Annotated in this window: 25 protein-coding genes and 1 riboswitch; of the genes, 15 read left to right on the forward strand and 10 right to left on the reverse strand. The window is 66.4% G+C overall.

Annotated elements, in window-relative coordinates:
* Positions 1-270 precede the first annotated feature (270 nt).
* The 4 genes from metF to HV711_RS15615 all read right to left on the reverse strand — a co-directional run bounded on the left by metF (position 271) and on the right by HV711_RS15615 (position 4,195).
* The gene (gene metF, locus HV711_RS15600; protein ID WP_013589901.1) at positions 271-1,101 is read right to left on the reverse strand and encodes a methylenetetrahydrofolate reductase [NAD(P)H]; all 831 of its coding nucleotides are present in this window, start codon (positions 1,099-1,101) and stop codon (positions 271-273) included.
* Positions 1,102-1,112: 11 nt separating this feature from the next.
* Complete coding sequence (locus tag HV711_RS15605) at positions 1,113-1,466, reverse strand: phage holin family protein (protein ID WP_013340808.1); 354 nt, start codon at positions 1,464-1,466, stop codon at positions 1,113-1,115.
* Positions 1,467-1,618: 152 nt separating this feature from the next.
* Positions 1,619-3,040, reverse strand: a complete 1,422-nt coding sequence (gene ahcY / locus HV711_RS15610) for an adenosylhomocysteinase (RefSeq protein ID WP_035484056.1) — start codon at positions 3,038-3,040, stop codon at positions 1,619-1,621.
* A gap of 32 nt (positions 3,041-3,072) precedes the next feature.
* Positions 3,073-3,211: riboswitch (S-adenosyl-L-homocysteine riboswitch) on the reverse strand.
* A gap of 174 nt (positions 3,212-3,385) precedes the next feature.
* Complete coding sequence (locus HV711_RS15615; protein ID WP_035484058.1) at positions 3,386-4,195, reverse strand: glycosyltransferase family 2 protein; 810 nt, start codon at positions 4,193-4,195, stop codon at positions 3,386-3,388.
* A 172-nt stretch (positions 4,196-4,367) separates the two neighbouring features.
* On the opposite strand from HV711_RS15615, the gene HV711_RS15620 reads away from it, so the two are divergent.
* Positions 4,368-5,318, forward strand: coding sequence for a LysR family transcriptional regulator (locus tag HV711_RS15620; protein ID WP_013589904.1), 951 nt, complete (start codon positions 4,368-4,370; stop codon positions 5,316-5,318).
* Between the two features lie 15 nt (positions 5,319-5,333).
* On the opposite strand, the gene HV711_RS15625 is transcribed toward HV711_RS15620, so the two are convergent.
* Entirely contained in the window at positions 5,334-6,983 is a 1,650-nt protein-coding gene (locus HV711_RS15625) for a GMC family oxidoreductase (RefSeq protein WP_035484060.1), read from the reverse strand.
* A gap of 426 nt (positions 6,984-7,409) precedes the next feature.
* Here HV711_RS15625 and HV711_RS15630 point away from each other — a divergent pair, with 426 nt between their 5' ends.
* Positions 7,410-9,116, forward strand: a complete 1,707-nt coding sequence (locus HV711_RS15630; protein ID WP_035484061.1) for an isovaleryl-CoA dehydrogenase — start codon at positions 7,410-7,412, stop codon at positions 9,114-9,116.
* 91 nt (positions 9,117-9,207) lie between these two features.
* Positions 9,208-10,626: a coniferyl aldehyde dehydrogenase gene (locus HV711_RS15635; protein WP_035484063.1), complete on the forward strand. Its 1,419-nt coding sequence runs from the start codon at positions 9,208-9,210 to the stop codon at positions 10,624-10,626.
* Positions 10,627-10,727: 101 nt separating this feature from the next.
* Here HV711_RS15635 and HV711_RS15640 read toward each other — a convergent pair whose 3' ends face one another.
* From HV711_RS15640 to fliE, 5 genes are all read right to left on the reverse strand, one after another.
* A complete protein-coding gene (locus tag HV711_RS15640) occupies positions 10,728-11,096 on the reverse strand; it encodes an EscU/YscU/HrcU family type III secretion system export apparatus switch protein (protein ID WP_013589908.1) in 369 nt (122 codons plus the stop codon).
* Positions 11,096-12,562 (reverse strand): flagellar hook-length control protein FliK, encoded by a 1,467-nt coding sequence (gene fliK, locus HV711_RS15645; protein WP_035484065.1) that lies wholly within the window; start codon positions 12,560-12,562, stop codon positions 11,096-11,098. Before fliK ends, HV711_RS15640 begins: the two co-directional genes overlap by 1 nt.
* 79 nt (positions 12,563-12,641) lie before the next feature.
* Positions 12,642-12,968: a flagellar protein FliT gene (locus HV711_RS15650; RefSeq protein ID WP_013589910.1), complete on the reverse strand. Its 327-nt coding sequence runs from the start codon at positions 12,966-12,968 to the stop codon at positions 12,642-12,644.
* Positions 12,965-13,399 (reverse strand): flagellar export chaperone FliS, encoded by a 435-nt coding sequence (fliS, locus tag HV711_RS15655; protein ID WP_013589911.1) that lies wholly within the window; start codon positions 13,397-13,399, stop codon positions 12,965-12,967. Before fliS ends, HV711_RS15650 begins: the two co-directional genes overlap by 4 nt.
* A 238-nt stretch (positions 13,400-13,637) precedes the next feature.
* Entirely contained in the window at positions 13,638-13,988 is a 351-nt protein-coding gene (gene fliE / locus HV711_RS15660; protein ID WP_013589912.1) for a flagellar hook-basal body complex protein FliE, read from the reverse strand.
* 235 nt (positions 13,989-14,223) lie between these two features.
* Between fliE and fliF the strand changes: the two genes are divergently transcribed.
* From fliF to fliQ, 12 genes are all read left to right on the forward strand, one after another.
* Entirely contained in the window at positions 14,224-16,026 is a 1,803-nt protein-coding gene (fliF, locus tag HV711_RS15665; RefSeq protein WP_175145141.1) for a flagellar basal-body MS-ring/collar protein FliF, read from the forward strand.
* Positions 16,016-17,011, forward strand: a complete 996-nt coding sequence (gene fliG / locus HV711_RS15670) for a flagellar motor switch protein FliG (RefSeq protein ID WP_013589914.1) — start codon at positions 16,016-16,018, stop codon at positions 17,009-17,011. The genes fliF and fliG overlap by 11 nt, the downstream gene beginning before the upstream one ends.
* On the forward strand, positions 16,998-17,681 hold the full coding sequence (fliH, locus tag HV711_RS15675; RefSeq protein WP_175145143.1) for a flagellar assembly protein FliH: 684 nt from the start codon (positions 16,998-17,000) through the stop codon (positions 17,679-17,681). The genes fliG and fliH overlap by 14 nt, the downstream gene beginning before the upstream one ends.
* Positions 17,675-19,372: a flagellar protein export ATPase FliI gene (gene fliI / locus HV711_RS15680; RefSeq protein ID WP_035476295.1), complete on the forward strand. Its 1,698-nt coding sequence runs from the start codon at positions 17,675-17,677 to the stop codon at positions 19,370-19,372. The genes fliH and fliI overlap by 7 nt, the downstream gene beginning before the upstream one ends.
* Positions 19,373-19,374: 2 nt before the next feature.
* Positions 19,375-19,824 (forward strand): flagellar export protein FliJ, encoded by a 450-nt coding sequence (gene fliJ, locus HV711_RS15685; RefSeq protein ID WP_013589917.1) that lies wholly within the window; start codon positions 19,375-19,377, stop codon positions 19,822-19,824.
* 63 nt (positions 19,825-19,887) lie between these two features.
* On the forward strand, positions 19,888-21,414 hold the full coding sequence (locus HV711_RS15690; protein WP_035476292.1) for a flagellar hook-length control protein FliK: 1,527 nt from the start codon (positions 19,888-19,890) through the stop codon (positions 21,412-21,414).
* A gap of 848 nt (positions 21,415-22,262) precedes the next feature.
* Positions 22,263-22,757, forward strand: coding sequence for a flagellar basal body-associated protein FliL (gene fliL, locus HV711_RS15695; RefSeq protein ID WP_035476289.1), 495 nt, complete (start codon positions 22,263-22,265; stop codon positions 22,755-22,757).
* Positions 22,758-22,810: 53 nt separating this feature from the next.
* Positions 22,811-23,809, forward strand: a complete 999-nt coding sequence (fliM, locus tag HV711_RS15700; RefSeq protein WP_013589920.1) for a flagellar motor switch protein FliM — start codon at positions 22,811-22,813, stop codon at positions 23,807-23,809.
* Positions 23,802-24,269 carry a flagellar motor switch protein FliN gene (fliN, locus tag HV711_RS15705; RefSeq protein ID WP_015003992.1) on the forward strand — a complete coding sequence of 156 codons (468 nt, stop codon included), beginning with the start codon at positions 23,802-23,804 and terminating at the stop codon, positions 24,267-24,269. The genes fliM and fliN overlap by 8 nt, the downstream gene beginning before the upstream one ends.
* Entirely contained in the window at positions 24,266-24,895 is a 630-nt protein-coding gene (gene fliO / locus HV711_RS15710; RefSeq protein WP_035476286.1) for a flagellar biosynthetic protein FliO, read from the forward strand. The genes fliN and fliO overlap by 4 nt, the downstream gene beginning before the upstream one ends.
* Positions 24,895-25,728: a flagellar type III secretion system pore protein FliP gene (gene fliP, locus HV711_RS15715; protein ID WP_035476283.1), complete on the forward strand. Its 834-nt coding sequence runs from the start codon at positions 24,895-24,897 to the stop codon at positions 25,726-25,728. The genes fliO and fliP overlap by 1 nt, the downstream gene beginning before the upstream one ends.
* 82 nt (positions 25,729-25,810) lie before the next feature.
* Positions 25,811-26,080 carry a flagellar biosynthesis protein FliQ gene (fliQ, locus tag HV711_RS15720; RefSeq protein ID WP_013340831.1) on the forward strand — a complete coding sequence of 90 codons (270 nt, stop codon included), beginning with the start codon at positions 25,811-25,813 and terminating at the stop codon, positions 26,078-26,080.
* Positions 26,081-26,118: the final 38 nt, after the last annotated feature.

Genomic DNA, 26,118 nt, shown 5'->3' on the forward strand with positions numbered 1-26,118 from the left:
GCGATATTACTGAGCTTTCCCCGGTGTCACAAGCAGAGGAAATTATCCGCGACGCCGCATCCGGCGCGCCTCCGCGGTTATTTAGAGGGCTCTTTCGAATGACTTTCAGGGTCGGGCAGTTGGGGGAGAGGGGGGAGTTGGCAGGACGCGCCGGTTGTGAACCCGGCAAGAAGACGGTTGAGGGAACAGCCGCCAGACTCGCCGCACATGTGCCGCACGGCGAGTCTGGCGAGAACCGACAAAAGGCATGACAGCCAGCGCTTCGGCCGGTCAGCCCTTCAACCGCTCACAAATCGCTCTCGTCGCCGCCGCGCCATTAAGCGTGTAGAAGTGCAGACCGGGCACCTTCGCGTCGATCAGACGAGCGCACAAATCCGTGACCACATCCAGCCCGAAGGCGCGGATCGACTCGCGGTCGTCGCCGAAACTCTCCAGCCGGCGCGCGATCCAGCGCGGCACTTCGGCGCCGCACATCTCCGAAAAGCGCATGAGTTGAGAGAAGTTCGTGATCGGCATGATGCCCGGCACGATCGGCACGTCGACGCCGAGCTTGCGTGCCTCGTCGACGAAACGGAAGTAGGCGTCCGCATTGAAGAAGTACTGCGTGATCGCGGAGTTGGCGCCCGCCTTCACCTTGCGGGCGAAGTTTTCCAGATCGTGACGCGGCGAGCGCGACTGCGGGTGGTATTCCGGATAGCCGGCCACCTCGATCCAGAACCAGTCGCCAAACTCGGCGCGGATAAAGCTCACCAGCTCCGACGCATAGCGCAGCTCGCCGACTTCGCCCATGCCGGACGGCAGGTCGCCGCGCAGCGCGACGATATGGCGGATGCCGTGCGCGCGGTACTGGTTGAGAATCGCGCGCAAGCTCTCCTTGGACGAGCCGATGCACGACAGGTGCGGCGCGGCCTCAAGCCCTTCCTTCGCCATTTCGACGACGGTATCGAGCGTGCCCTGTTGCGTCGAGCCGCCAGCGCCGAACGTGACGGACACGAATTTGGGCTTGAGCAGCGCGAGCTGCGCGCGCGTGGCCCGCAGCTTGTCGACGCCTTCCTGCGTCTTCGGCGGGAAGAATTCGAATGAAAGTTCGATCGGGTTCATGATTCAGTATGTCAACCGAGACTGCGGTTGCCGAAAATGAGCGCGGACAGCAGCCATGAAACGATGCTGTACAGGATCGAGCCGAAGAACGCCGACCAGAACCCCGACACCTCGAAACCCTTCAGCAGCGACGCGCACAGCCAGAAGCACAGCGCGTTGACCACCAGAATGAAGAGCCCGAGCGTCAGAATCGTGACGGGCAGCGTCAGCAGAATCAGCACCGGCCGCAGGATCGTATTGATCAGGCCGAGCACGACCGCGACGATCAGCGCCGTCCCGAAGCTGCGGATGTGAATCGACGGAACGAGGTAGGTGATGATCAGGAGCGCCAGCGCATTGATCAGCCAGGTCAGCAGCACGGTCATGTCAAGCTCCTTGCAGGCAGAATGTCCGTTAGACAATGGGAAGCGGACATGGCGAAGAAAGCGGCGCCTGCGCGCCGCCACGTCGTCATGCCGTCATGCTTGCCGGCCGCCCGCGCGCTTGCGCGCAAGCGGGCGTGCCGCAACGCATGGGCTTAGTAGCGGTAGTGATTCGGCTTGAACGGACCGTTCTTTTCGACGCCGATGTAGCTCGCCTGCGCGTCCGACAATTCGGTCAGCTGTGCACCGATGCGCGCCAGATGCAGGCGCGCGACCTTCTCGTCCAGATGCTTCGGCAGCACGTACACGCGGTTCTCGTACTTGTCGCCTTGCGTAAACAGTTCGATCTGCGCGAGCGTCTGGTTCGTGAACGAGTTCGACATCACGAACGACGGGTGGCCCGTCGCGCAGCCGAGGTTCACAAGGCGGCCTTCGGCCAGCAGGATCACGCGCTTGCCGTCCGGGAAAATGATGTGGTCGACTTGCGGCTTGATGTTTTCCCACTGGTACTGGCGCGTCGACGCCACGTCGATTTCCGAATCGAAGTGACCGATGTTGCAGACAATCGCGTTGTGGCGCATTGCCTTCATGTGATCGTGGTCGATCACGTGGTAGTTGCCGGTGGCCGTCACGAAGATGTCGGCCTTGTCGGCCGCATATTCCATCGTCACCACGCGGTAGCCTTCCATGGCCGCCTGCAGCGCGCAGATCGGGTCGATTTCCGTGACCCACACGGTCGCGCCCAGACCGCGCAGCGATTGCGCGCAGCCCTTGCCCACGTCGCCGTAACCGGCCACCACCGCGATCTTGCCCGCGATCATCACGTCGGTCGCGCGCTTGATGCCGTCCACGAGCGACTCGCGGCAGCCATACAGGTTGTCGAACTTCGACTTGGTGACCGAGTCGTTCACGTTGATCGCCGGGAACGGCAGGCGCCCTTCCTTTTCCATCTGATACAGGCGATGCACGCCGGTCGTGGTTTCTTCCGTCACGCCCTTGATGTGCGAAAGGCGCGTGGAATACCACGTCGGGTCGGCGTCGAGATGACGCTCGATCGACTTGTACAGCGCGACTTCTTCCTCATTGGTCGGCTTGGCGATGACCGAGCGGTCCTTTTCCGCCTTCGAGCCCAGAATGAGCAGGAGCGTCGCGTCGCCGCCATCGTCGAGAATCATGTTGGCGAATTCACCGTTCGGCCATTCGAAGATGCGGTGCGAGAACTCCCAGTATTCGTCGAGCGACTCGCCCTTGAACGCGAACACCGGCGTGCCGGCCTTGGCGATGGCCGCGGCCGCGTGGTCCTGCGTCGAGAAGATGTTGCACGAAGCCCAGCGCACGTCCGCGCCGAGCGCGGTCAGCGTCTCGATCAGCACGCCGGTCTGGATGGTCATGTGCAGCGAACCGGCGATGCGCGCGCCTTTCAACGGCTGCTGCGCCTTGTATTCGTCGCGCGTTTGCATGAGACCGGGCATTTCGGTCTCGGCAATGGTGAGTTCCTTGCGGCCCCAGTCGGCAAGCGACATGTCGGCAACGAGGTAGTCCTGGGAATTTTGGGAATCGATAACTGCGGCGTTCATCACGCCCTCCTTTCTAAGTAGTGACTAGAAATTTGACGTGAGCGCGGTTCGATGCGGTGGCTGGGACAGCGCGATTGCGCATCCGGGTCCTCCGATTGAAGCCTTCGAGCCTGGCGGGCGGCCGGCGAATATGCGGAATTCGCGGTACCCGTCGCAACGCTCCTCGAAGACGAACGGCGATTGTAGCAAATCGGGATGACTGTGGGGCGCGGGGATTGGGCGGCGCGGAGGCTTGGGATTAGCGCGGTGGGGGCCGTTGGGGCTGTTTCGCCCGCAGCCTCCGGCGCGCGGTGCGGCGCGGCGCGGCGGGTGCTACGGCGCTGCTTTTACATCGCGCTTAGCTCATCAGCGCGTCACGGCTGGGCGTGTTGAGTTTGCCGCTTCTGCCTCGGCCAGCCACGCGTGGCGCAATTGGCCGATGCCCGCTCGCGCCGACTCCACAAACCGCTGCGAGAAGCGAAAAGCGTCGGCGACATCGGTGGGATCGGGCGTTTGCCAGCCGAACGCGATGCGAAAGTAGCGCTCAGCGTGTATGCCGGCGTGGTAATGCATGCGCACGCGCCTCGCGTCGTGCAGACGCGGATTGCCGAAAACTTCGCGCAACGCCCACGAAAATGCGCCATCTTCTCCGCCGATGCGTCGAAAGGCGTCGTCCATTGGAAAGCCGCCGAGCGCGGTGTAAGCCGCCCGTCGCACGACGAGACTGCTCGGCACCGTGTTGCTCAGCGTCGCCGCATGCCGCGCGAAGTCAGGGTGCGCGGTGATGTCGGCCGGGAAGCCGGCATAGTCGACGTCGAGCCGCACCGACATTTGCGCCGGGTTCCGCGCGAGGAATGCGCTCGCCGCCGCCAATGCGCCGGGCAGGTATTCGTCGTCGGCGTCGAGAAAGGCGAGCACATCGTGCGATGCATGCAGCGCGCCCCAGTTGCGCGCGCGCGCCGCGCCGCCGTTGCACGGCATACGCAGCAACTGGACGCGCGGGTCGGAGCGGGCGCTTTCAAGCACGAGCTCCGCGGACGAATCGCCCGAGCCGTCGTCCACCACGATGATCTGCGCCGCCTCGGGCTGGCAGCGGCAGCTATCCAGCGCGCGAACGAGTGTTGACGCGGCGTTGTAACAGGGAATCACGATGCAGATGCCGGAAAGAGGCGTCATAAGACAGTGCGGACGAGCAAAGCGCCGATGGTAGCGCCCGCCGCGAAGCGCTCGTCTTGATAAAGCGCGGCACGTGGACCTGTGTCGACAGGCCGGCGCCCCGCCCTCGCCGCCATAAATCGCATGACTTACAATCGTCCGATTCATTCCAATCTGGAATCCGGAGCCGACTGTGGAACTGCGTGCGCTGCGCTATTTCGTCGAAGTCGTTCGTCAGCAGAGCTTCACCGTCGCCGCCGAGCAGATGTTCGTCACCCAACCCACCATCAGCAAGATGGTGAAGTCGCTCGAAGACGAGATCGGCTCGCCGCTGCTCCTGCGCGACGGGCGGCAGATGGTGCTCACCGACGCGGGCCGCATCGTCTATCAGCGCGGCCAGGAGGTGCTCGCCGCGCACGCGCAGTTGCAAGCCGAGCTGAACGACCTTGACGCGCTCGGCCGGGGCGAACTGACTATCGGTATTCCGCCGATGGGCGGCTCGCTCTTCACGCCGGCCATCGCCACATTCCGGCAGCGCTATCCGAAAATCGAGCTGAAGCTGTTCGAACAGGGCTCCCGAGCCATCGAAACGGCGCTCATCAATGGCGAACTCGAGCTCGGTGGAGTGCTGCAACCGGTGGATCCGCACAATATCGACGTGCTGCCGATCACGCGCCAGCTGCTGTGGCTCGTCGCGCGCACCGGCTCGCGTTGGGACGACTTGCGCGAGGTGCCGCTCGCGCAGCTTGCGGACGAGCCGTTCGTGTTCTACGGCGAAAGCCTCGCGCTCAACGACGTCGTGCTGAGCGCCTGCCGGGCTGCGGGCTTTGCGCCGACTATTGTCGGACGCAGCGGGCATTGGGACTTCATGGCGGCGCTCGTGCTCGCCGGGGTCGGCATTGCGCTGTTGCCCGCGCCCTACTGCCGGCGGCTCGATGCCGCGCAGTTCACATGCCGGCCGGTGGTCGAACCGGAGATTCCGTGGGAAATGGCGATCGGCTGGCGCCGCGACGGTTATCTGTCGCATGCCGCGCGCGCCTGGCTGGAGGTCGCTCGCGAGACGCTGCCCGGCCGCGCCGGCGACGATCTGATGCTCGGCCTGACCGGCATCGCCGCGCCGCTCCGGGTGCCGCGGCAGGAATGAGGCGCTGCCCGTCTCTCATGCCGCACTGGCAGTGGCCGCCGCCGCACCAGGCCATTCCACCGCTTGCGGCTCGCGCCGGCTTGCCGCGATCAGATCGGCCGCGCGTTCCCCGATCATGACAGTCGGCGAATTCGTATTGCCGCCGATCAGCGTCGGCATCACCGACGCATCCACAATCCGCAGCCCCGCGACACCGCGCACCCGCAATTGCGGATCCACCACCGACCGCGCGTCGCCGCCCATCCTGCAAGTGGCGACCGGGTGATAGATCGTGTCCGCGTGCCCGGCAATGGTCTGGCGCAGTTGTTCGTCGGTCTGCCCCGGCCGCGTGTACAACTCGCGCCCGCCGCACAGCGCAAGCGACGGCGCGTCGAGAATCCGCCGCGCCATCTGCACGCCTTCCACCAGCAGATCGAGATCGCGCGCATCACTGAAAAAACGCGGATCGATCACGGGCGCCTCGCGCGCGTCCGCGCTCGCGAGCGTCACGGTGCCGCGGCTGAACGGCCGCAGCACGCACACATGCAGCGAATAACCATGGCCCCAATGCATGTGACGGTTATGGTCGTCGACGAGCGCTGCGCAAAAATGCAACTGCAGATCGGGGCGCGCGAGCGTCGGTTTGCTCTTCAGAAAGCCGCCGGCCTCCGCGACATTGCTCGACAGCATGCCGCGGCCATGGCGCATGAACGTGATGAACTGCGGCACCATCCGCGCGATGCCGCGCACCGAAAAGCCCGTCGGCTCGATCGACGACACGCGCTTGTTGATCGTGAAATCGACGTGGTCGATCAGGTTCCGGCCGACGTCCGGCGCATCGTGCAGCACCTCGATGCCGTGCGCCTGCAGGTGCGCGGCCGGCCCGATGCCGGAGCACATCAGCAGTTGCGGCGAATTGAAGGCGCCTGCCGCGAGCACGACTTCGGCGCGCGCCGTCAGCGTCTCGCGACGGCCGCCGCGCACCACGTCCACGCCGCACGCGCGCTTGTCCCTGAAAAGCACGCGCAACACCGTAGCGTCCGCGATGGTGTGCAGATTGGCGCGCTCACAGTCGTAGATATAGGCGCGCGCGACGCTGCAGCGCCGGCCGTGGCGCTGCGTCACCTGATAAAAGCCGATGCCTTCCTGATCCGCGCCGTTGAAGTCGTCGTTCGGTTTGTAGCCGGCTTCCATCGCGGCCTGCACAAAACGCTTCGAAAACGGGTTCCGGTAGCGTAAGTCCGACACGGTCAGCGGCCCGCTGTCGCCGTGCCACGCGTCAGCGCCGCGCTCGTTGCCCTCGGCGCGGCGGAAATACGGCAGGACCTCCTGCCAGGACCAGCCCTCGCAGCCCAGTTGCGCCCACTCGTCGTAATCCAGCGGATGACCGCGCGTATAGATCATCGCGTTGATCGCACTCGATCCGCCGAAGCCGCGCCCGCGCGGCTGATAGCCACGCCGCCCGGCGAGGCCCGGCTGCGGCGTCGTCAGATAGCCATAATTCGTCCTGAGCTTGTTCGGCACCACCGCCGCCACGCCCACCGGCATATTGACCAGCAGGTTGCGGTTCGTGTGCGGGCCGGCTTCGATCAGCGCAATCGCCGCGTCGGGACAGCTGTCCGCGAGACGGCTCGCGAGCGCGCAGCCGCCCGAGCCGGCACCTACGATGATGTAGTCGTATTCCATCGCTCCTCCTGATGGGCCGCGTTGTCGGCGGGCCCTGTCTCGTGCACACTTGTCTACGTGTGTTGTCCACGCATTGTAGGGAGCGTTCGCAGGCCGCGGCGGCCCGACGTCAGAGCGATTACTCTAAACGTAAGCGCTCCCGCGCCCCTATGATGAAAGACCCGCGCGCGCCCGCCGGACGGCCGCTCGCCGGCATTCAAACAGCGGCCGCGCGGCGCGCGCCTTCTAGCCGTGGCGCACACGCGGCGATCAAACAGCGCCGCGCGAATTCGTGCCGACGAGCCGGGATGAAGGGTTAACGAAGAGCGCAGGAAGGACCCGGAAAAGCGCCCGCACACGCAGGCAGGGCGCGAAAAGGAGCCTACGCCGCGCGCCGAAAACGCGCCGGCGAGCGTGCCGCGAACACGCGGCGAAGGGAGACAGCAGATGCAACGCCATAGCTTCGGCCAGACTCACGAGGTCACCAATCAGGTGCCGCCGCTCGCGGATTACAACCTTTTTTCCACCGATGCCGCGTTGTCCGCCGCCGTGGAGCGCGAAGGCGCCGCATGGCACCGCGACGCGCTGCTGCGCCACGGCGCCGCGCTCACCCCACCCGAGACTCTCGCGCTCGCCGAGTTGGCCAATCGTCACACGCCCGAACTCGTCACTCACAGCCCGCGCGGCGAAAGGATCGACGCGCTCGAATTTCATCCCGCGTGGCATACGTTGCTTGCGCTGCTGCGCCGCGAGGGGCTGCATGCGCTGCCGTTCTCCGATCCGCGGCCCGGCGCGATGGCCGCGCGCTGCGCCGGCTACTTCCTGCATGCGCAGATCGAATCCGGCTCGCTGTGCCCGTTGACCATGACCTTCGCGAGCATTCCGGTGTTGCAGCGCGAGCCGCAGCTCTTCGACACGTTGCGCGACAAGCTGTACGCGCGCGAGCACGATCCGCGCGACCTGCCGCTTGCGCACAAGACTTCCGCGATGATCGGCATGGGCATGACCGAGAAACAGGGCGGCTCCGATGTGCGCAGCAATCAGACGCAGGCGCGCGCGATCGCCGCCGGCGGTCGCGGTGGCGCCTATGAGCTGGTCGGCCACAAATGGTTTTTCTCGGCCCCGCAATGCGACGCTCATCTGGTGCTCGCCCGCACGCACGATCACGTCGGCCTGTCGTGCTTCTTCGTGCCGCGCTTCACGCCCGACGGCAGCAAGAACGCCGTGCAGATCCAGCGTCTGAAAGACAAGCTCGGCAACCGCTCGAACGCGAGCAGCGAAGTCGAATTCCTTGACGCGTTCGGCATCATGATCGGCGACGAAGGGCGCGGCGTGCCGACCATCATCGAAATGGCGAACTACACGCGGCTCGATTGCGTGATCGGCAGCGCGGCGCTGATGCGCGCGGCGCTCGTGCAGGCCATTCACCACGCACGCCATCGCAGCGCGTTTGGCCGCAATCTCGTCGACCAACCGTTGATGCGCAATGTGCTCGCCGACCTCGCGCTCGAATCCGAAGCGGCGACCGTGCTGTTCATGCGGCTTGCGCACGCATTCGAGCAATCCGCCGATGCCGCCGCGACGTCCGCTGCAACTTCGTCCGCGGCACTGGCCGAGCGCGCGTGGCGGCGCATCGTCACGCCGGCCGCGAAATACTGGGTGTGCAAACGCACGCTCGAATTCACCGGCGAGGCGATGGAAGTCTGGGGCGGCAACGGTTATGTCGAGACCGGCCCGATGGCGCGCTTCTATCGCGAGGCGCCCGTCAATTCGATCTGGGAAGGCTCGGGCAACGTCATGTGCCTCGACGTGTTGCGCGCGATGGAACGCGAACCCGAAGCCGCGCAGGCGCTCTTCGCCCAATGGCAGGCCGATGCCGCCGCACATCCGGCTCTGCGCGCCGCGCTCGGCAAACTCGCCGCGACGTTGCACGAACCCGCCGAGCATCGCGAGGGCTCGGCGCGGCGCATCGCGCAGCAGATCGTGCTGATCGCGCAGGCCACGCTGCTCGTGAAGCACGCGCCCGCCGCTGTAGCGGACCCGTTCATTGCGACGCGTCTCGCGGAAGGCTGCGGCGAAAGCGGCCGCGTCTACGGCACGCTGCCCGCGACGTTCGATCATGCGGCGATCATCGAGCGGGCTTTTCCGGCTTGAGCGGCGCCAACGTGGCATTGCAAGCGGCAACACCCAACAACATCGATAAGCGCGGCCTGACCGCGCGTCCATCATCAGGGAGTGGTGAACCATGAAGAACGATTTGCCCGAGGTCGCGGCGCTCGCCGCGCTGCTTCGCGATCAGCGGCATGCGTATCTGCGCGCGCCGTATCCGTCGTGGGACACGCGCGCGGCGCACCTGAAAGCGCTGCGCACGGTGCTGCTGGATAACCGCGACGCGCTCGCGGACGCACTGAGCGCCGACTTCGGCAATCGCGCGAAAGAGGAAGTGCTGCTCGCCGAATTCCTGCTGGTGAAGGAGGAAATCGACGCGGCGCTGCGCCACGGCAAACGCTGGATGAAAGCGCAGCGCCGCAGCACCAACAAGTGGCTGCTGCCGGCGCGGGCGAAAGTCGTGCCGCAGCCGCTCGGCGTGGTCGGGATTATCGTGCCGTGGAATTATCCGGTGCTGCTCGCCGCCGGGCCGCTGATCAGCGCGCTCACGGCAGGCAACCGCGCGATCATCAAGATGTCCGAACTGACGCCGCGCACATCCGCGTTGTTCGAGCGGCTGATCGGCGAGACGTTTGCGCGCGACCACGTCGCGGTCGTGAACGGCGACGCCGCGCTCGCCGCCGCGTTTAGCGCGCAGCCGTTCGATCACCTGCTGTTTACCGGATCGACGAAAGTCGGCCACGAAGTGATGCGCGCCGCCGCCGCGAATCTCACGCCCGTCACGCTCGAACTCGGGGGCAAGTCGCCCGCGATCATCGGCGAGCACGCGCGCTTTGACAACGCCGTGGAGAATCTCATGGCCGGCAAGACGCTCAACGCCGGGCAGACCTGCGTCGCGCCCGACTACGTGCTTGTGCCGCGCGGCAAGGAACAGGCCTTTATTGAGCGGGCGCGCGTGCGCATGGCGAAGATGTATCCAGGCATCGCGCGCAATCCCGACTACACGTCGATCATTTCGCCGCGGCACTTCGAGCGCCTTCAGCGTCTCGCGGACGAAGCGCAGGCCGCCGGCGCGCAGCTGCATCCGCTCACCGACAGCGCGCCCGATGCGGCCAGCCGCTGCTTTCCGCCTGTCGCGGTGACGAATGTCCCGCCCGAATGCGCGCTGATGGAGGAGGAAATCTTTGGGCCGCTCCTGCCCATCGTGCCGTACGACACGCTCGACGACGCTATCGCCTGGATCAACGCGCGGCCGCGCCCGCTCGCGCTGTATCTGTATGCGGACGACGCCGCGACCATCGACCGCGTCACGCATGAAACCATCGCCGGGGGCATGGCGATCAACGAAACGCTGATGCATCTCGCCTGCGAGAGCCTGCCGTTCGGCGGAGTGGGCGCGAGCGGCATGGGCGCCTATCACGGCTACGAAGGCTTCGTGACGTTTTCGAAAATGAAGCCGGTGCTGACGCAGTCGCGCCTGAACGCGCGCGGCTGGATCGCGCCGCCGTACGGCAAGCGCGTCAATGCGTTGCTCAAGCTGATGATGCGGTTCTGAGGGGACGCTGGGCCGACGGTGGGATGCCGTGAGGCGGGTTGGGTGATTCGGCGGTCGCATCGTCTGCGGCCCTCGCCGGCAGCGCCTTCACGGACTGCCGGTCAACGCCCGCCCGCGCCTCCATCGACATCCACCGCCACGACGTCGATGACATCGCCGGCCCGTCTCTTCGCACCGCCCGGCGCGGCCTGCGGCTCCTGCTCCGCCCCGCTTTCCAGCCGATGCAGCCACGCCAGCAATTCCGCCACCGCCTGATAGAGCTGCGGCGGAATGCGCGCGTCGAGGTCCACCTGCATCAGCAGCGAAACCATTTCGGGCGCTTCGTGCACGTAGAGGCCGGCTTCCTTCGCGCGCTGCACGATCATCTCGGCGAGCATGCCGTAGCCCTTCGCGATCACGCGCGGCGCGGGATCGCTGCCGTGGGCGTCGTAGACGAGCGCTGCCGCACTGCGGCGATGTTTGCGGCTCATCACATGTCCCAGTCGAAGTCGTCGAGCGGCGCGCGGCGGCCCTTTCCAGCCGCGCCGCCTGGTGCCGTGGCGGACGCACCGGCCGCTGCCGCCGCCGAAGCTGCGGCGCCCCCGCCTGCCGAAGCCGAGCGCGCATACGCCGACGCCGCCGCCTGAGCGGCCGCCGCGCCCGCTGCGGCCGTGCCGGTGGCCGGCGCCCCGCCGCCAATCTCGCGGATCGTCAAACCATGCAACTGGATGCCGGCCGCCGCAAGCCGCTGGCGAAAGCTCTCGCCCTGCATCGCCAGGCGCGCCGCGCCGCCGGGGCTCGCCTGCACGCACGCGACGAGGCGCATGCCGGTCAACGTCAATTCGGCGTCGACGGTGCCGAGCGTCGGCAGCGACAGCGTGAGGCGCGTGCGCCACGGTTGGTCTTCTTCGCTTGCCGTGCCGCCGCCGCTGCGGTCCCACTCGTCGCCTTCCTGTTCGATGGTCCAGTCAAGTTTCGCGCCGGGCCACGCCTCGCCGGTCCAGCGGAACTGGCCGGTGGCGAGCAGATCGAGCTGCTGGCGCACGAGCGGCACCGTCGCGGGATGAACCGCCGCGGCCTGCGCCGTCTGCGACGCGCCGTTGTCGGCCGCCGTCGAAGCCGCGTTGTGCAGCCCCGCATGTGCCGGCTGACCGTTCAGGTCCGACAGCGAACTGGCCAGCACTTCACCGGCGACGAAACGCGCGGCGTGCGCGGTGTCGATCGACGGCATGGCGCGGCCGGCGCCCATGCCGGCATTCGCACTATTCGCGGCGTTTGGATTGCCGCCGTCGGCGGCCGCGCCGGACTGACCGTTCTGCGCGGCGCCCGTGCCCTGTCTGGCCGCGCCGGCGGCAGACGCAGTCGACGCCTCGCCGGCAGTCCCGCTCCAGTTCAGCGGCAATTGCGCGGCTGCGGCTACGAGCTTGTTCTGGGTCTCACCAGCGAGCGTCTCCGGCGAGCGCTGGCCGCTCAGCCATTGCGCGAGATGCGCTTCGTAAAAGAGACCGCTGTCGCCGACGGTCCGCGCAAGCGCGGCCGCCAGCGCCGCCACGGGCACCTGGGCCGCCGCCACATTGGCCGTGGCTGCGGCGGCGGCGGTGTTCGAAGCAGGATTGGACGCAGAATTCGCAGCGGCGGGTGCGTCGAAGAGCGGCAACGCGCCGACTTCGACGTCGAGCGCAGGCGCGGCGGGCCAGATCGGCGTCTGGCCGACAATCGCGGGCGTCGCCTCGCCGCCCGAGCGCACGATCGCGTTCAACGTGAGCGCGACGGCGGACAAGGCCGTCTGCGCGGAGGGTTGCGGCGCGGGCGGGGCGACGGCAGGCGCCATGGTCGGCGCCTCTTCGACGTCCGCCGCGCCGGTCTGAGTGGTGGCGGCGCTGCCGGGACCAATATTCAGCAGGCTGTCGATGCGGGTCGCAAGCAGCGATGCGAGAGCCGTGTCGATTCCGTTCATGCCGATTCCTTGGTCACATTGGCGGCAGCGCGCTCAAATTCGTTCAGTCGGACGCCTCGCGGCTACCTCGGGGCTTCAGTCAGCGCGCCCCGTACAGCTCCTTGAGCACCCGCGACGGCCGCCCGCCGAACAACGCCGACAGCTTGGCGAGGCTGGGATTGGCCAGATCGCGGATCGCGGCGTCGTCGGCGAGAATCTGCCGGATCAGCGCGTATTTGCGCAGGCGCTCCGTCTCGTCGAGCTTGACGCCCGTCTCCGCCTCCTTGAGCGCGTCCACGAGCAGCCGGTATTCGTCCTGCAGGTGGACCAGATCGTTCCACAGGGCGCGTCGGGCAGCCATCAGCATGCGGCAGGACAACGCTGCGATGGCCTCGTAGCGGGCAAAGTATTCTGCGTTCGATGTCATCTCATGCTTTCCGCGGCCGGCTGTGCAGCCATCCGCGCTATCTCCGGGGCAATCCCGATCCATGCCTCTTCGAGCGTCGCCAGCAGACCGTCGACCTCGACCAGCATTGCCTCGCTCGCTTTTATATTGGCTTCCAGCAGCCGGCGCGACATATACCCATATAGCGCGTTCAGCCGCTGCGCAATCTCGCCGCCCACCTCAAGGTTGAGCGACTGTTGCAGCCCGCTTTCGACGATTTGAATCGCCTTGCCGATCGCCTCTCCACGACCGGACACATTGCCCTGCTGCACGTGCATTCGCGCTTGAGCGATTGCCTGCCGGGCCCCCTGATACAACATCACGATCAGACGATGCGGACTCGCGCCCATCACCCCTGTCTCGACGCCCACGCGTGCGTACGCATTGGCTCCAGAGTGTCCTGGGGAAAACATCGGCGCTCCTCCTCAATTGCAACTACGGTTGGTCGTGGCAGCCCATCGGGAAGCGTTGCCGCACCCAGATTCATGCCTGTATCTGGTTATCGGATACGCAGCGAAAAAGCTTTAGGCCAGTGTAAGGAGGATTAAGGCGTCAGGCTGCGCGCACCCGCCAGGCGAGCGTGTACGCGCGCGCGGGCGGTTTGCGGCCGCAGCGGGCGGAACATTCTTGCCGCTGCGGCCGCAGTCTGGTTCAGACCTGCATCTGCATGATGTCGTTGTAGGCGGTCACCAGCTTGTTGCGCACCTGCAGGCCGAACTGGAAGCCGACATTGGCCTTCTGCATGTCGACCATCACGTCATTCAGCGACACGTTCGACGCGCCCAGCTCGAACGCCTTGGATTCGCCGACTGCCTTGTTCTGATCGCCGCTGATCTTGTCCAGCGAGGCCTTCAGCGCCGACGCAAAGCCGCCGGCCGTGGCCGCGCCGGATTCCCCTGCGGCCGAAGCGCCGGTTGCCGCGGTGCTGCCGCCGGCGGCCGCTGCCGCCATCGAGTGCAACTGTTGCAGCGCCGACGAAATCGCGTTCACGGGCAAAGTCATGTTCTCTCCAGTAATGACGAGCGGCACGACCAAACCGTACCGATCTGGACGAAAGCATAGCAGTGGCCCTCGCGGGAAAGCCCCGAAACTAGGGGGGAAACCCGGCTCTATTCAAGCAATCGGGCGGGGCTTGCGTGCGGATAATTTCAGTCGTGAAAGTATCTGTCCATACCCCCGCCGGCCCTCGGCGCGGTGCAGCGGCAGAACGCAAAGGCATCCCGGAGAAACCCGACGCATGGATTCGTCAGCCAACTCTTTGATCAACCCCGACGCCCGCATGGGCCTCGCCGGCGCGCAGCCCGGCGCGGCCGCGGCGGGCGCCGGCCAGCCAGGCGGCAACGCGGACCTGGGCGGCCTCGGTGGCGGCCTCGGCGGCAATTTCGGCCAGCGCCTGTCGGGCCTCGCGCAGATGCGCGGCAACCCGCGCGCCCCGCTGATCTTCGCGGTGGCGGTACTCGTCGCCGTGGTGGCGGGTCTGTTCCTGTGGTCGCGGGCGCCGGACTACAAGGTGCTCTACAGCAACCTGTCCGACCGCGACGGCGGCGCCATCATCACGGCGCTGCAGCAGGCGAACATTCCGTACAAATTCTCCGATGCCGGCGGCGCCATCCTCGTGCCGGCCGAACAGGTGCATGAGATGCGGCTGCGCCTCGCCTCGCAGGGCCTGCCGAAGAGCGGCTCGGTCGGCTTCGAACTGATGGACAACCAGAAGTTCGGCATCAGCCAGTTCGCCGAGCAGATCAACTATCAGCGCGCGCTGGAAGGCGAGCTGGAACGCACGATCGAATCCATTTCGTCGGTCAAGTCGGCGCGCGTGCATCTGGCGATTCCGAAGCCTTCCGTGTTCGTGCGCGACAAAGAGGCGCCGTCGGCCTCCGTGCTCGTCAATCTGTTCCCGGGCCGCGCGCTCGACGAAGGCCAGGTGCTCGCGATCACCCATATGGTGTCGTCGGCGGTGCCGGAAATGCCGGTCAAGGGCGTGACCATTCTCGACCAGGACGGCAACCTGCTGACGCAGCCGTCGACGGGCGGCGGACTCGACGCCTCGCAACTGAAGTATCGCCAGCAGATCGAGCGCAACACGCAGCAGCGCATCGACGCAATCCTCGCGCCGCTCTTCGGCGCCGGCAACGCGCATTCGCAGGTGAGCGCCGACATCGACTTCTCGCGCAGCGAACAGACCTCGGAAAACTACAGCCCGAACGGCAACCCGCAACAGGCCGCCATCCGCAGCCAGCAATCGAGCACCGCGACCGAAATGTCGCAAGGCGGCGCCTCGGGCGTGCCGGGCGCGCTGTCGAACCAGCCGCCGCAGCCGGCCTCCGCGCCGATCAACGCGCCGAACGGCGCGAGCAGCAGCGTCACGACGACGCCGGTCAGCGACCGCAAGGACATGACGACCAACTACGAGCTCGACAAGACCGTGCGCCACCTCGAGCAGCCGATGGGCGGCATCCGGCGCCTGTCGGTGGCGGTGGTGGTCAACTATCTGCGGGTGGTCGACGGCAAGGGTCACGCGACCATGCAGCCGGTCAGCGCCGACAAGCTCGCGCAGGTCAACCAGCTCGTGAAGGACGCGATGGGCTTCGACGCGCAGCGCGGCGACTCGGTCAACGTGGTCAACAGCCCGTTCACCGCCGAGCTCGACCCGAACGCCGACCTGCCGTGGTGGCGCACGCCCGACATGCTGGCGCTCTACAAGCAGATCGCCACGTATCTCGGCATCGGCGCGGTGGCTCTGTTCCTCTACTTCGTGATGGTGAAGCCGGCGCTGCGCCGCGCCTTCCCGCCGCCGGAGCCGGTCGTGGCCGCGGCGCTCCCGTCTCCGGACGAGCCGATCCTGCTCGACGGCATTCCGGCCGCCGAGCGCGCCGGCAACGGCAATGTCGAAATCGACAACAGCGACAGCGAGCTGCTGGCGCTGGAAAACGCGAAGCACAAATATGAGCGGAACCTGGAGTTCGCGCGCAACATCGCGCGCCAGGATCCGAAGATCGTTGCAACAGTCGTCAAGAATTGGGTGACCGATGAGCGCTGAAGGCGTAATGAAGAGCGCGCTTCTGCTGATGTCGATCGGCGAGGAAGAAGCGGCGCAGGTGTTCAAGTTCCTTGGACCGCGCGAAGTCCAGAAGATCGGCGTTGCGATGGCCGCCATGAAGGCCGTGACGCGCGAGGAGATCGACGTCGTGCTGCACGAGTTCGTGCGCGAGGCGGAAAAGCACACCGGAATGTCGCTCGACTCCAACGAGTACATCCGGTCCGTGCTGACGAAGGCGCTCGGCGACGACAAGGCCGGCGCGATCATCGACCGGATTCTGCAGGGCAGCGATACCAGCGGTATCGAGGGCCTCAAGTGGATGGACTCGCCCGCCGTCGCGGAACTGATCAAGAACGAGCACCCGCAGATCATCGCGACGATTCTTGTGCACCTCGACCGCGACCAGGCGTCGGAAATCGTCTCGTGCTTCACGGACCGTCTGCGTAACGACGTGCTGCTGCGCATCGCGACGCTCGACGGCATTCAGCCGGCCGCGCTGCGCGAGCTCGACGACGTCCTCACGCACCTGCTGTCCGGCAGCGACAACCTGAAGCGCAGCCCGATGGGCGGCATTCGCACGGCGGCGGAAATCCTCAACTTCATGTCGAGCAATCACGAGGAAGGCGTCATCGAGAACGTCCGCCAGTACGACGCGGAGCTCGCGCAGAAGATCGTCGACCAGATGTTCGTGTTCGAGAACCTGCTCGACCTGGAAGACCGCGCGATCCAGCTGCTGCTGAAGGAAGTGGAATCCGAGGCGCTGATCATCTCGCTGAAGGGCGCCGCGCCCGCGCTGCGTCAGAAGTTCCTGTCGAACATGTCGCAGCGCGCGGCCGAACTGCTCGCCGAAGACCTCGACGCACGCGGCCCGGTCCGCGTCTCCGAAGTGGAGACGCAGCAGCGCCGCATCCTGCAGATCGTGCGCAACCTGGCGGAAAGCGGCCAGATCGTGATTGGCGGCAAGGCGGAAGATGCGTATGTCTAATCGCAACTCCACGGCAAAGGAATGCCTCTCGGCCTACCAGCGCTGGGAGATGGCCTCGTTCGACCCGGTGCCGCCCGCGCCGCCTTCAACCGAGGCCGACGAAGCCGCGCTCGAAGCCGAACTCGAGCGCCTGCGCGAAGCCGCGCACGCGCAGGGCATCGCGTCGGGCCATGTGGCCGGTCAGGCGCTCGGCTATCAGGCCGGCTACGACCAGGGCCATGCGCAAGGCTTCGAACAGGGCCGAAGCGAAGCGCGCGAGGAAGCCGCAAGGCTCGCCGCGCTCGCCGAGACGTTCAAGGCCGCGCTCGACGGCGCGCAAGGCGCGATTTCGGAGACGCTCGTCTCGCTCGCGCTCGACATCGCGCAACAGGTGGTGCGCCAGCACGTGCAGCACGACCCGACCGCGCTCATCGCCGCCGCGCGCGAAGTGCTGGCCGCCGAACCGGCGCTCACGGGCGCGCCCGCGCTGATCGTGAGTCCGGCCGACCTGCCGGTGGTCGAAGCCTATCTGATGGAAGAACTGCAAACGCGCGGCTGGACCGTGCGCACCGATCCGGCTGTCGAGCGCGGCGGCTGCCGCGCGCAGGCCGGCAGCGGCGAAGTGGATGCGGGCATCGATACACGCTGGGAACGCGTCGCCGCGGCGCTCGGCAAAGTGAGTACATGGTGAAGCCGACGCTCGAGGAAATCCGCGCAAGCGACCTCACGCCGCTCGAACGCGAGCTGGCGCTGGCCTCGTTCGGCGCCGAGGCGCTCGCAGACACGCCGTTCGCGGATGGTCTTTCGGCCGGCGAATTGCTGGCCGGGCCGGCGGCGTCTGCCGCGGGCGGTGCGGCTCAGAGTCACGTGCATCCGCTGACCGGCTCGGCGGCGAGCCGCGAGTCGGCGCCGGCCGCTCACGTCGACGCAAATGCAGCGGCTGGAGCCGGGGCCGCGCGCACCGCCGCCAAGGCAGCGGCACCTTACGATCCCGCGCTCGACAGCAATCCGCACATGCAAGCCTGGCGCGGCCAGCTCGACGCGCTGCGCGCCCGCAATGCGCTCGCTAAGCCGATGCGCGCCTGCGGACGCCTGACACGCGCCGCCGGTCTCGTGCTCGAAGCCGTCGGCCTGCGTCTTTCCGTGGGCGCCGAAGTGATGATCGAACTGCCGCCCGGCAGTTCGCTGCCGATGGCCGAAGCCGAAGTGGTCGGCTTTTCCGGCGACAAACTGTTTCTGATGCCGACCACCGAAGTGATCGGCTTGCTGCCCGGCGCGCGCGTCTTTCCGCTGGAAAGCGCGCCGATCGCGGACCCCATGGCGGGCGCGAAGCGCCTGCCGGTCGGCTGGGAGCTGCTCGGCCGCGTGCTCGACGCGTCCGGCCGTCCGCTGGACGGTCTCGGCCCGCTCGGCGCGCAGACCGATGCGCCGCTTTCCGCGCCGGTCATCAATCCGCTGAACCGCGAGCCGATTCACAAGGTGCTCGACGTCGGCGTGCGCGCGATCAATGCCCTCCTCACGGTGGGACGCGGGCAGCGCATGGGCCTCTTCGCCGGCTCGGGCGTCGGTAAATCCGTGCTGCTCGGCACGATGGCGCGCTACACCAGCGCCGAAGTGATCGTGATCGGGCTGATCGGCGAACGCGGCCGCGAAGTGAAGGAGTTCATCGAACAGATTCTCGGCGAGGAAGGTCTCGCGCGCTCGGTGGTGATCGCCGCGCCGGCCGACGTGTCGCCGCTTTTGCGGATGCAGGCGGCGGCCTACTCGACCTCGCTCGCCGAATATTTCCGCGACCAGGGCAAGCACGTGCTGCTGCTGATGGATTCGCTGACCCGCTACGCGATGGCGCAGCGCGAGATCGCGCTCGCCGTGGGCGAGCCGCCCGCCACCAAGGGTTACCCGCCTTCGGTGTTCGCGAAGCTGCCGGCGCTCGTCGAGCGGACCGGCAACGGACCGGCGGGCGGCGGCTCGATCACCGCGTTCTACACGGTCTTGACAGAAGGCGACGACCAGCAGGACCCGATCGCCGACTCCGCGCGGGCGATTCTCGACGGCCATATCGTGCTGTCGCGCTCGCTCGCGGAAGCCGGCCACTATCCGGCGATCGACATCGAAGCGTCGATTAGCCGGGCAATGACCGCGCTGATCGACGATAACCATCTGGACAAAACGCGTATGTTCAAGCAGATGCTGTCGCGCTATCAGCGCAACCGCGATCTCATCAACGTGGGCGCGTATTCGAGCGGGCGCGACGCGCTGCTCGACCGCGCCATCGCGCTGTATCCGCGGATGGAAGCCTTTCTGCAACAAGGCTTTCGCGAGTGCGCGAACTTTGAACCGAGTATCGAGATGCTGGACGCGCTGTTTGCCCAAGGAGGCTGACGATGGCGAAACACTTTCCGATCAAGACGCTGATCGGTCTCGCGCAGGACGACGTGGACGCCGCCGCGCAGCGACTGGGCCGCGCGCAGCGCGAGCGCAACGACGTCGAGGCGCAGCTGAACGCCCTCGTGCAGTACCGCGACGAATATCACGCGCGTTTCACGGCGACCGCCCAGGCGGGCATGCCCGCCGGCAACATGCGCAATTTCCAGGCGTTCATCGACACGCTCGACGCCGCCATCGAACAGCAGCGCAAGCTGCTCGCCGCCGCGACCGCGCGGCTCGAGGCGGCCAAGCCCGACTGGCAGCGTCAGAAGCAGAAGCTCGGCTCTTACGAAGTGCTGCAGGCGCGCGGCGAGGCAGCCGAGGCAAAGACCGTGGCGCGGCGCGATCAACGCGACGCCGATGAACATGCAGCAAGAATTCTGAGGATGCGCGCGGAAGGCGCCTGACGCCCGCGCGGCCTCGACTCACAGACTCGATACCGTACCCTTTGACGGATTGACAGGACACTTATGTCGTTTCTCTCACAGATCGGTTCGCTGCTCGGCTCGGCCGGCAGCAACACCACCAGCAATGCCAGCAGCGCAGCGGCGCTTGCCGCTGCGAATGCGAAGCCGTTTTCGCAGACCTTGCAGCAGAGCATCGACTGGCAAAACAGTGCGGCAAGCGCGTCGCCCGATAACGCGGCCGGCGTGAACGCTGGCGCAAGCCGGCCGGCCGCCGCGCCGGCGCCGTCGTCGACGGATGTTTCGCACGGGTCGAGCGTGCACGACGCGCCGCCGTCCGACGATTCCACGACCCAAAGTGCCGACGACACGAAGAGCAGCGGCACGGACAGCAGCGCCGCGAACGCGGCGTCATCCGCGGCGCCGGCGGACAAGCCGCAGCAGGCATCGACGGGTAAGACCGGCGACACACCGCCGAAGCCGGCCAACGCGGCGAGCGCAAACGACGCCGCCACCGCCGCCGCGGCAGCCGCCGCTCAGGCCCAGGCTCAAGCGCAAGCCGACGCGAGCGCGCCCGCCGATCCCGCCGGCGCGAACCTCGCGGCATTGACGAATGGCGACCCGACCGCAACCGGCGCCGCCACCGACGCGACGCCGGCCGGCACGCTCGGCAAGAAGACGCCGACCGATCCGAAGTCGCTGCAGGACTCGTTGCAGGCGGCGCTCGCCGCGCTGGCGAACGGCCAGGCGGTGGTTCCGTCGCAGGCATTGGCGAGCGGCGCGGCAGCCGCCGCGGCGGCGAACGGTGTTGCGAGCGCGAATGCTTCGCTGAACGACACGACGAGCAAGACGCTGGAAGCCGGGCTGGCCGGCGGCGGCAAGGGTGGTTCGGCCACCGCGCGCGGCGCATTGACCACGGCCGCGACGGCGGTCGCCGATCCGACTGCGGCGGCTTCGGCAGCGGTGGCGGGCGGGTTGACATCGACGGGTACGACGGGCGCGCAAACGAGCGATCTGGCGTCGTTCAAGAACACAGCCGACGCGGCAGCGGCGGCGCTGGCCGCGAGCCAGGCGGCCGCGAGCGCGGCGAGCACGACCGCAGCAGTGCAGACGACGGGCAACGCGAGCGCAGCGGAAGCAGCCAATGCATTGGGGCCGCACGTCGGCACGACCGATTGGGAAGACGCGTTGAGCCAGAAGGTGGTGTTCCTGTCGAACGCGCATTCGCAGAGCGCCGAGCTGACGTTGAATCCGAAGGACCTGGGGCCGCTGCAGGTGGTGCTGCAGGTCGCCGACAACCATGCGCACGCGTTGTTCGTGTCGCAGCATCAGCAGGTGCGGGAAGCGGTCGAGGCCGCTTTGCCGAAGCTGCGCGAGGCGATGGAGGCGAACGGCATCGGGCTCGGCAGCGCGAGCGTGAGCGATGGGTTTGGGCGCCAGGGCGGGCAGCAGCAGAACGCCGGTTCGGGAAGGTCAGGGGGGCGCTCCGCGGCCGGCGGTGATGGGTTTGGGGCGGGCGCCTCCGGCGCGGTCGTTGCTTCTGTTGATGGCGCTGCGCGGCGCAGTGTTGGGCTGGTGGATACGTTTGCCTGATTTTTTTGTTGTTCTGGATAGGGTCTTTCTGACGTTTTTGCTTGATACCTTTGGCCTTTCCTTGAGGCCACGGTGGTCTATTAGCGTTGCCCCTGTGCGGGGCGGCACTTACTTTCTTTGCATGCCGCAAAGAAAGTAAGCAAAGAAAGCGGCTTCACACCGCCAGCTCAAAAGTGGGTCCCCTGGCTCGGAGGGGGCAGTGGTGCATCTCGAATCCGTGCCCTCGCGCACTCCGCGCTTGTGACAAGGCAGTCATGCTTCCGGCGGCGCTTCGCGCGCCGCGGCGGTCGTTCTGCAACCGTCGCACGTCGAAGCGCCCGGGGCGCTCCGCCGCAAGTCCCGAGTGCACTGGAGGCTCCCCCCGAACTCGCCGCCGTACGCCTCGCCGAGGCGCAGCCGACGGCCCCCGCCGCGCCAGCCGCGAGCAGGCGGTGTTGGGCCCGCCCCTTCCGGCGAGCACGCAGTGCGAGGCGGGAAGCATGACGGCCTTGTCACTGAGGCCGAAGGTGCGGGAACACCGATTCCAGATGCACCACTACCCCCTCCAAGCCAGGGGACCCACTTTTGAGCTGGCGGTGTGAGCCCGCTTTCTTTGCTTACTTTCTTTGCCGCGGCAAAGAAAGTAAGTGCCGCCCCGCACAGGGGCAACGCTAATAGACCACCGTGACAACAAGGAAAGGCCAAGGGTTTTAAAAAACAGCCATCCAGAACAACAAAAAAAGCCCCGCCCGCCGGGCCACCAAAAACCAGGAATAGCCCGCATTAACCCTTCTGTTCGACCCATCGCGCCGCAGGCAAATCAACAACAATCACTATCACCAGCACTAACGGCAAGCACAGCACACCTCATGGCTACCACTCCTGCAAATCAGCAAGTCGCGCCCGCTTCCCCGGGCCCCTTGAAGCGCATCATCCTGATCGCCCTCATCGCTATCGTCGCCGCGGCCGTCGCCGGTGCCGGGGTGTGGTTCTTCATGTCGAAGCGCGCGCCCGCCCCCGCGGCCGCGGCGCCCGCCCCGGTTCCCGCGCCCACGTTTTTCCCGCTCGATTCGATGACGGTCAACCTCCAATCGGACGACGGCCAGCAGCATTTCCTGCGCATCGGCCTCACGCTCAAGCTCACCGACCCGAAGACGCCGCAGGAACTCACCGAACACATGCCGGAAATCCGCAGCCGCATTCTGCTCGCGCTGTCGAATCATCATCCCGATGAACTCGCGCCGCTCGAAGGCAAGCACGCGCTTGCGACCGAGTTGCGCACGCTGATCGAACAGCCGACCGACAAGGGCGCCGCGCCGATCCACGTCCAGGACGTGCTGTTCACCGAATTCGTCGTGCAGTGACGCGCTTGCGCACTGCCCTCATCAAACGCCACGGTATGCACGAGGAATAGGAAATGGGCCACGAAGAGTTCATGTCCCAGGAGGAGGTCGATGCCCTCCTCAAGGGCGTAACCGGCGAGTCCGACTCTGAAGCCGAGCAAAGCGAGCGTGTAGGCGTACGTCCCTACAACATCGCGACGCAGGAACGCATCGTCCGCGGCCGGATGCCCGGCCTCGAAATCATCAACGACCGCTTCGCGCGCCTGTTGCGCGTGGGCATCTTCAACTTCATGCGGCGTTCGGCGGAAATCTCCGTCGGCCCGGTGAAGGTGCAGAAGTACAGCGAGTTCACCCGCAACCTGCCGATCCCGACCAATCTGAACCTGGTCCACGTGAAGCCGTTGCGCGGCACGTCGCTGTTCGTGTTCGATCCGAACCTGGTGTTCTTCGTGGTCGACAACCTGTTCGGCGGCGACGGTCGGTTTCACACGCGCGTCGAAGGCCGCGATTTCACGCAGACCGAGCAGCGCATCATCATGAAGCTGCTGAACCTGACGTTCGAACACTACGCGGCGTCGTGGAAAAGCGTGCGTCCGCTGCAGTTCGAATACATGCGCTCGGAAATGCACACGCAGTTCGCCAACGTGGCGACGCCGAACGAAATTGTCATCGTCACCCAGTTCTCGATCGAGTTCGGCACGACGGGCGGCACGCTGCACATCTGCATGCCGTATTCGATGATCGAACCGATCCGCGACATTCTGTCGTCGCCGATCCAGGGCGAGGCGCTCGAAGTCGACCGCCGCTGGGTCCGCGTGCTGTCGCAGCAGGTGCAGGCCGCGGAAGTCGAACTGACCGCCGACCTCGCGCAGGTGCCGATCACGTTCGAACAGATCCTGAACATGCGCAAGGGCGATGTTCTGCCGATCAACATTCCCGAGCAGATCACGGCCAAAGTCGACGGCGTGCCGGTGATGGAATGCGGCTACGGAATTTTCAATGGTCAATACGCGTTGCGCGTGCAGAAGATGATCAGCGCAGCCGACACAATGAAGGAAGGTGGATATGAGTGATCTGAACGCAAAGCCCGAGGAAGAGCTGAGCTCCGCCGCGGCGCAGGTTGCCGCCGACGCGGCGAGCGCCGAGGACGAAGCGGCGCTCGCCGACTGGGCAAGCGCGCTCGCCGAGCAGAACGATAACAGCAGTGAAGTCAGCGCCAGCACGGCCGGCGTATTCCAGCCGCTGTCGAAAGTCGCGCCGACTTCGACGCGCAACGACATCGACATGATTCTGGACATTCCGGTTCAGATGACCGTCGAACTGGGCCGCACCAAGCTCGCGATCCGCAACCTGCTGCAACTCGCGCAAGGTTCGGTCGTGGAGCTGGACGGCATGGCCGGCGAGCCGATGGACGTGCTCGTCAACGGCTGTCTGATCGCACAAGGCGAAGTCGTGGTGGTGAACGACAAGTTCGGTATTCGCCTGACCGACATCATCACGCCGTCAGAACGTATCCGGAAGTTGAATCGATGAAACCCGTCGTTCGCCGCGCCGTGTTCCCTGCACCGCGTCATCTGTCCGCCCGCGCGGTGAGCGTCGCACGGCCTGCCGCCGCGCTCTTCTGCGCACTGTGCGCGCCGCTCGCCGCACACGCGGCCGACATGAACGCGGTCAACAACGCAGCGAAGATGGCGTCGAGCGTCGGTGCCGGCACGGCCGTTCCGGCGCTCGGCGTCGGCGCGGTATTGCAAACGATCGTCGGCCTCGCCGTCGTGATCGGCCTGGTGTTCGGATGCGCGTGGCTCGCGCGCCGCTTCGGCTTGCAGCCGGGCAGCCGCAGCGGGCTCGTGAAGACGGTCGGCGGCGCATCGCTCGGCGGCAAGGAGCGCGTCGCCGTGGTCGAAATCGGCGATACGTGGCTCGTGCTCGGTGCAGCGCCGGGCAACGTGCGTCTGCTTCACACCATGCCGGCCGGCTCCGTCGCAATCGACGCCGTCGGCACTGTCCAGGCGGGCACGCCAGGCGCAGAGGCTAACAGCGGCGCGGGCGGCACGACAGGTAGCGGCACATTGTCTGGCAGCTTCGGCCAGCGCTTTCGCGACGCCTTGAAGGGCGAAGTGAGCAAACGTTTCAACGGGCAAGGCAACGGGGTTCGGTAATGCAGTTCAGTCTTCAATCGGCGCATGACGCATATTCCACCCGCACCTCGCGCGTCGCCTCGACCGTACTTCGCGGTGTGCGCCGCGCCGCGCCTGTCGCCGCAGTGGCATTGCCTGCGCTGATGTTCGCGCTGCCCTCGCTCTCGTTCGCGCAAACCGCCGGCTTGCCGGCCTTCAACACGAGCCCGGGCCCGAACGGCGGCACCACGTATTCGCTGAGCGTGCAGACGATGCTGCTGCTCACGATGCTGTCGTTCCTGCCGGCCATGGTGCTGATGATGACGAGCTTCACGCGCATCATCATCGTGTTGTCGCTGCTGCGTCAGGCCCTCGGCACGACGACCACGCCGCCTAACCAGGTGCTCGTCGGCCTCGCGCTCTTTCTCACGCTGTTCGTGATGTCGCCGGTGCTGGACAAGGCTTACACGGACGGCTACAAGCCCTTCTCCGAAGGCACCGTTCCGATGGAAACCGCCGTGAGCCGCGGCCTCGCGCCCTTCAAGACGTTCATGCTGCGTCAGACGCGCGAAAGCGACCTCGCGCTCTTTGCGCGCATTTCGCACGCCGCGCCGATGCAAGGCCCCGAGGATGTGCCGCTGTCGCTGCTCGTGCCTTCGTTCGTCACGAGTGAGTTGAAGACCGGTTTCCAGATCGGCTTCACCATCTTCATTCCGTTTCTCATCATCGACATGGTGGTGGCGAGCGTGCTGATGTCGATGGGCATGATGATGGTTTCGCCCGCAACGATTTCACTGCCGTTCAAGCTGATGCTGTTCGTGCTCGTCGACGGCTGGCAGTTGCTGCTCGGCTCGCTTGCGCAAAGTTTTGTCTGAGTGCGCGGCGCGCTGCCCCGCGCGCTCGCGCTCTGCTGCTGTCCCTGTCTTTTACGTTGTTCACGCTTCCGGTTGAATTGCCATGAATTCAGAATCCGTCATGACACTCGCGCACCAGGCCATGTACGTCGGCCTGCTGCTCGCCGCGCCGCTGCTGCTGGTCGCGCTGGTCGTCGGTCTGGTGGTGAGCCTCTTCCAGGCCGCCACGCAAATCAACGAATCGACGCTGTCATTCATTCCGAAGCTGCTCGCCATCGCAGTCACGATGGTGATCGCCGGTCCGTGGATGCTCACCACCATGCTCGATTATCTGCGCCAGACGCTCACCAACATTCCGACGCTCGTCAACTGAGCGCCGCGTTTTTCTTCCTGCAGCAAGCCTCGCCGCCG

This window comes from Paraburkholderia phenoliruptrix (assembly GCF_902859825.1).
Taxonomy (GTDB): Bacteria; Pseudomonadota; Gammaproteobacteria; order Burkholderiales; family Burkholderiaceae; genus Paraburkholderia; species Paraburkholderia phenoliruptrix.

What these genes read in the sequence shown, in the direction of transcription:
- metF (WP_013589901.1), bottom strand. Translation starts at nt 1,101, where the DNA reads ATGAACCCGATCGAACTTTCATTCGAATTCTTCCCGCCGAAGACGCAG.
- HV711_RS15605 (WP_013340808.1), bottom strand. Translation starts at nt 1,466, where the DNA reads ATGACCGTGCTGCTGACCTGGCTGATCAATGCGCTGGCGCTCCTGATC.
- ahcY (WP_035484056.1), bottom strand. Translation starts at nt 3,040, where the DNA reads ATGAACGCCGCAGTTATCGATTCCCAAAATTCCCAGGACTACCTCGTT.
- HV711_RS15615 (WP_035484058.1), bottom strand. Translation starts at nt 4,195, where the DNA reads ATGACGCCTCTTTCCGGCATCTGCATCGTGATTCCCTGTTACAACGCC.
- HV711_RS15625 (WP_035484060.1), bottom strand. Translation starts at nt 6,983, where the DNA reads ATGGAATACGACTACATCATCGTAGGTGCCGGCTCGGGCGGCTGCGCG.
- HV711_RS15630 (WP_035484061.1), top strand. Translation starts at nt 7,410, where the DNA reads ATGCAACGCCATAGCTTCGGCCAGACTCACGAGGTCACCAATCAGGTG.
- HV711_RS15635 (WP_035484063.1), top strand. Translation starts at nt 9,208, where the DNA reads ATGAAGAACGATTTGCCCGAGGTCGCGGCGCTCGCCGCGCTGCTTCGC.
- HV711_RS15640 (WP_013589908.1), bottom strand. Translation starts at nt 11,096, where the DNA reads ATGAGCCGCAAACATCGCCGCAGTGCGGCAGCGCTCGTCTACGACGCC.
- fliK (WP_035484065.1), bottom strand. Translation starts at nt 12,562, where the DNA reads ATGAACGGAATCGACACGGCTCTCGCATCGCTGCTTGCGACCCGCATC.
- HV711_RS15650 (WP_013589910.1), bottom strand. Translation starts at nt 12,968, where the DNA reads ATGACATCGAACGCAGAATACTTTGCCCGCTACGAGGCCATCGCAGCG.
- fliS (WP_013589911.1), bottom strand. Translation starts at nt 13,399, where the DNA reads ATGTTTTCCCCAGGACACTCTGGAGCCAATGCGTACGCACGCGTGGGC.
- fliE (WP_013589912.1), bottom strand. Translation starts at nt 13,988, where the DNA reads ATGACTTTGCCCGTGAACGCGATTTCGTCGGCGCTGCAACAGTTGCAC.
- fliF (WP_175145141.1), top strand. Translation starts at nt 14,224, where the DNA reads ATGGATTCGTCAGCCAACTCTTTGATCAACCCCGACGCCCGCATGGGC.
- fliG (WP_013589914.1), top strand. Translation starts at nt 16,016, where the DNA reads ATGAGCGCTGAAGGCGTAATGAAGAGCGCGCTTCTGCTGATGTCGATC.
- fliH (WP_175145143.1), top strand. Translation starts at nt 16,998, where the DNA reads ATGCGTATGTCTAATCGCAACTCCACGGCAAAGGAATGCCTCTCGGCC.
- fliI (WP_035476295.1), top strand. Translation starts at nt 17,675, where the DNA reads ATGGTGAAGCCGACGCTCGAGGAAATCCGCGCAAGCGACCTCACGCCG.
- fliJ (WP_013589917.1), top strand. Translation starts at nt 19,375, where the DNA reads ATGGCGAAACACTTTCCGATCAAGACGCTGATCGGTCTCGCGCAGGAC.
- HV711_RS15690 (WP_035476292.1), top strand. Translation starts at nt 19,888, where the DNA reads ATGTCGTTTCTCTCACAGATCGGTTCGCTGCTCGGCTCGGCCGGCAGC.
- fliL (WP_035476289.1), top strand. Translation starts at nt 22,263, where the DNA reads ATGGCTACCACTCCTGCAAATCAGCAAGTCGCGCCCGCTTCCCCGGGC.
- fliM (WP_013589920.1), top strand. Translation starts at nt 22,811, where the DNA reads ATGGGCCACGAAGAGTTCATGTCCCAGGAGGAGGTCGATGCCCTCCTC.
- fliN (WP_015003992.1), top strand. Translation starts at nt 23,802, where the DNA reads ATGAGTGATCTGAACGCAAAGCCCGAGGAAGAGCTGAGCTCCGCCGCG.
- fliO (WP_035476286.1), top strand. Translation starts at nt 24,266, where the DNA reads ATGAAACCCGTCGTTCGCCGCGCCGTGTTCCCTGCACCGCGTCATCTG.
- fliP (WP_035476283.1), top strand. Translation starts at nt 24,895, where the DNA reads ATGCAGTTCAGTCTTCAATCGGCGCATGACGCATATTCCACCCGCACC.
- fliQ (WP_013340831.1), top strand. Translation starts at nt 25,811, where the DNA reads ATGAATTCAGAATCCGTCATGACACTCGCGCACCAGGCCATGTACGTC.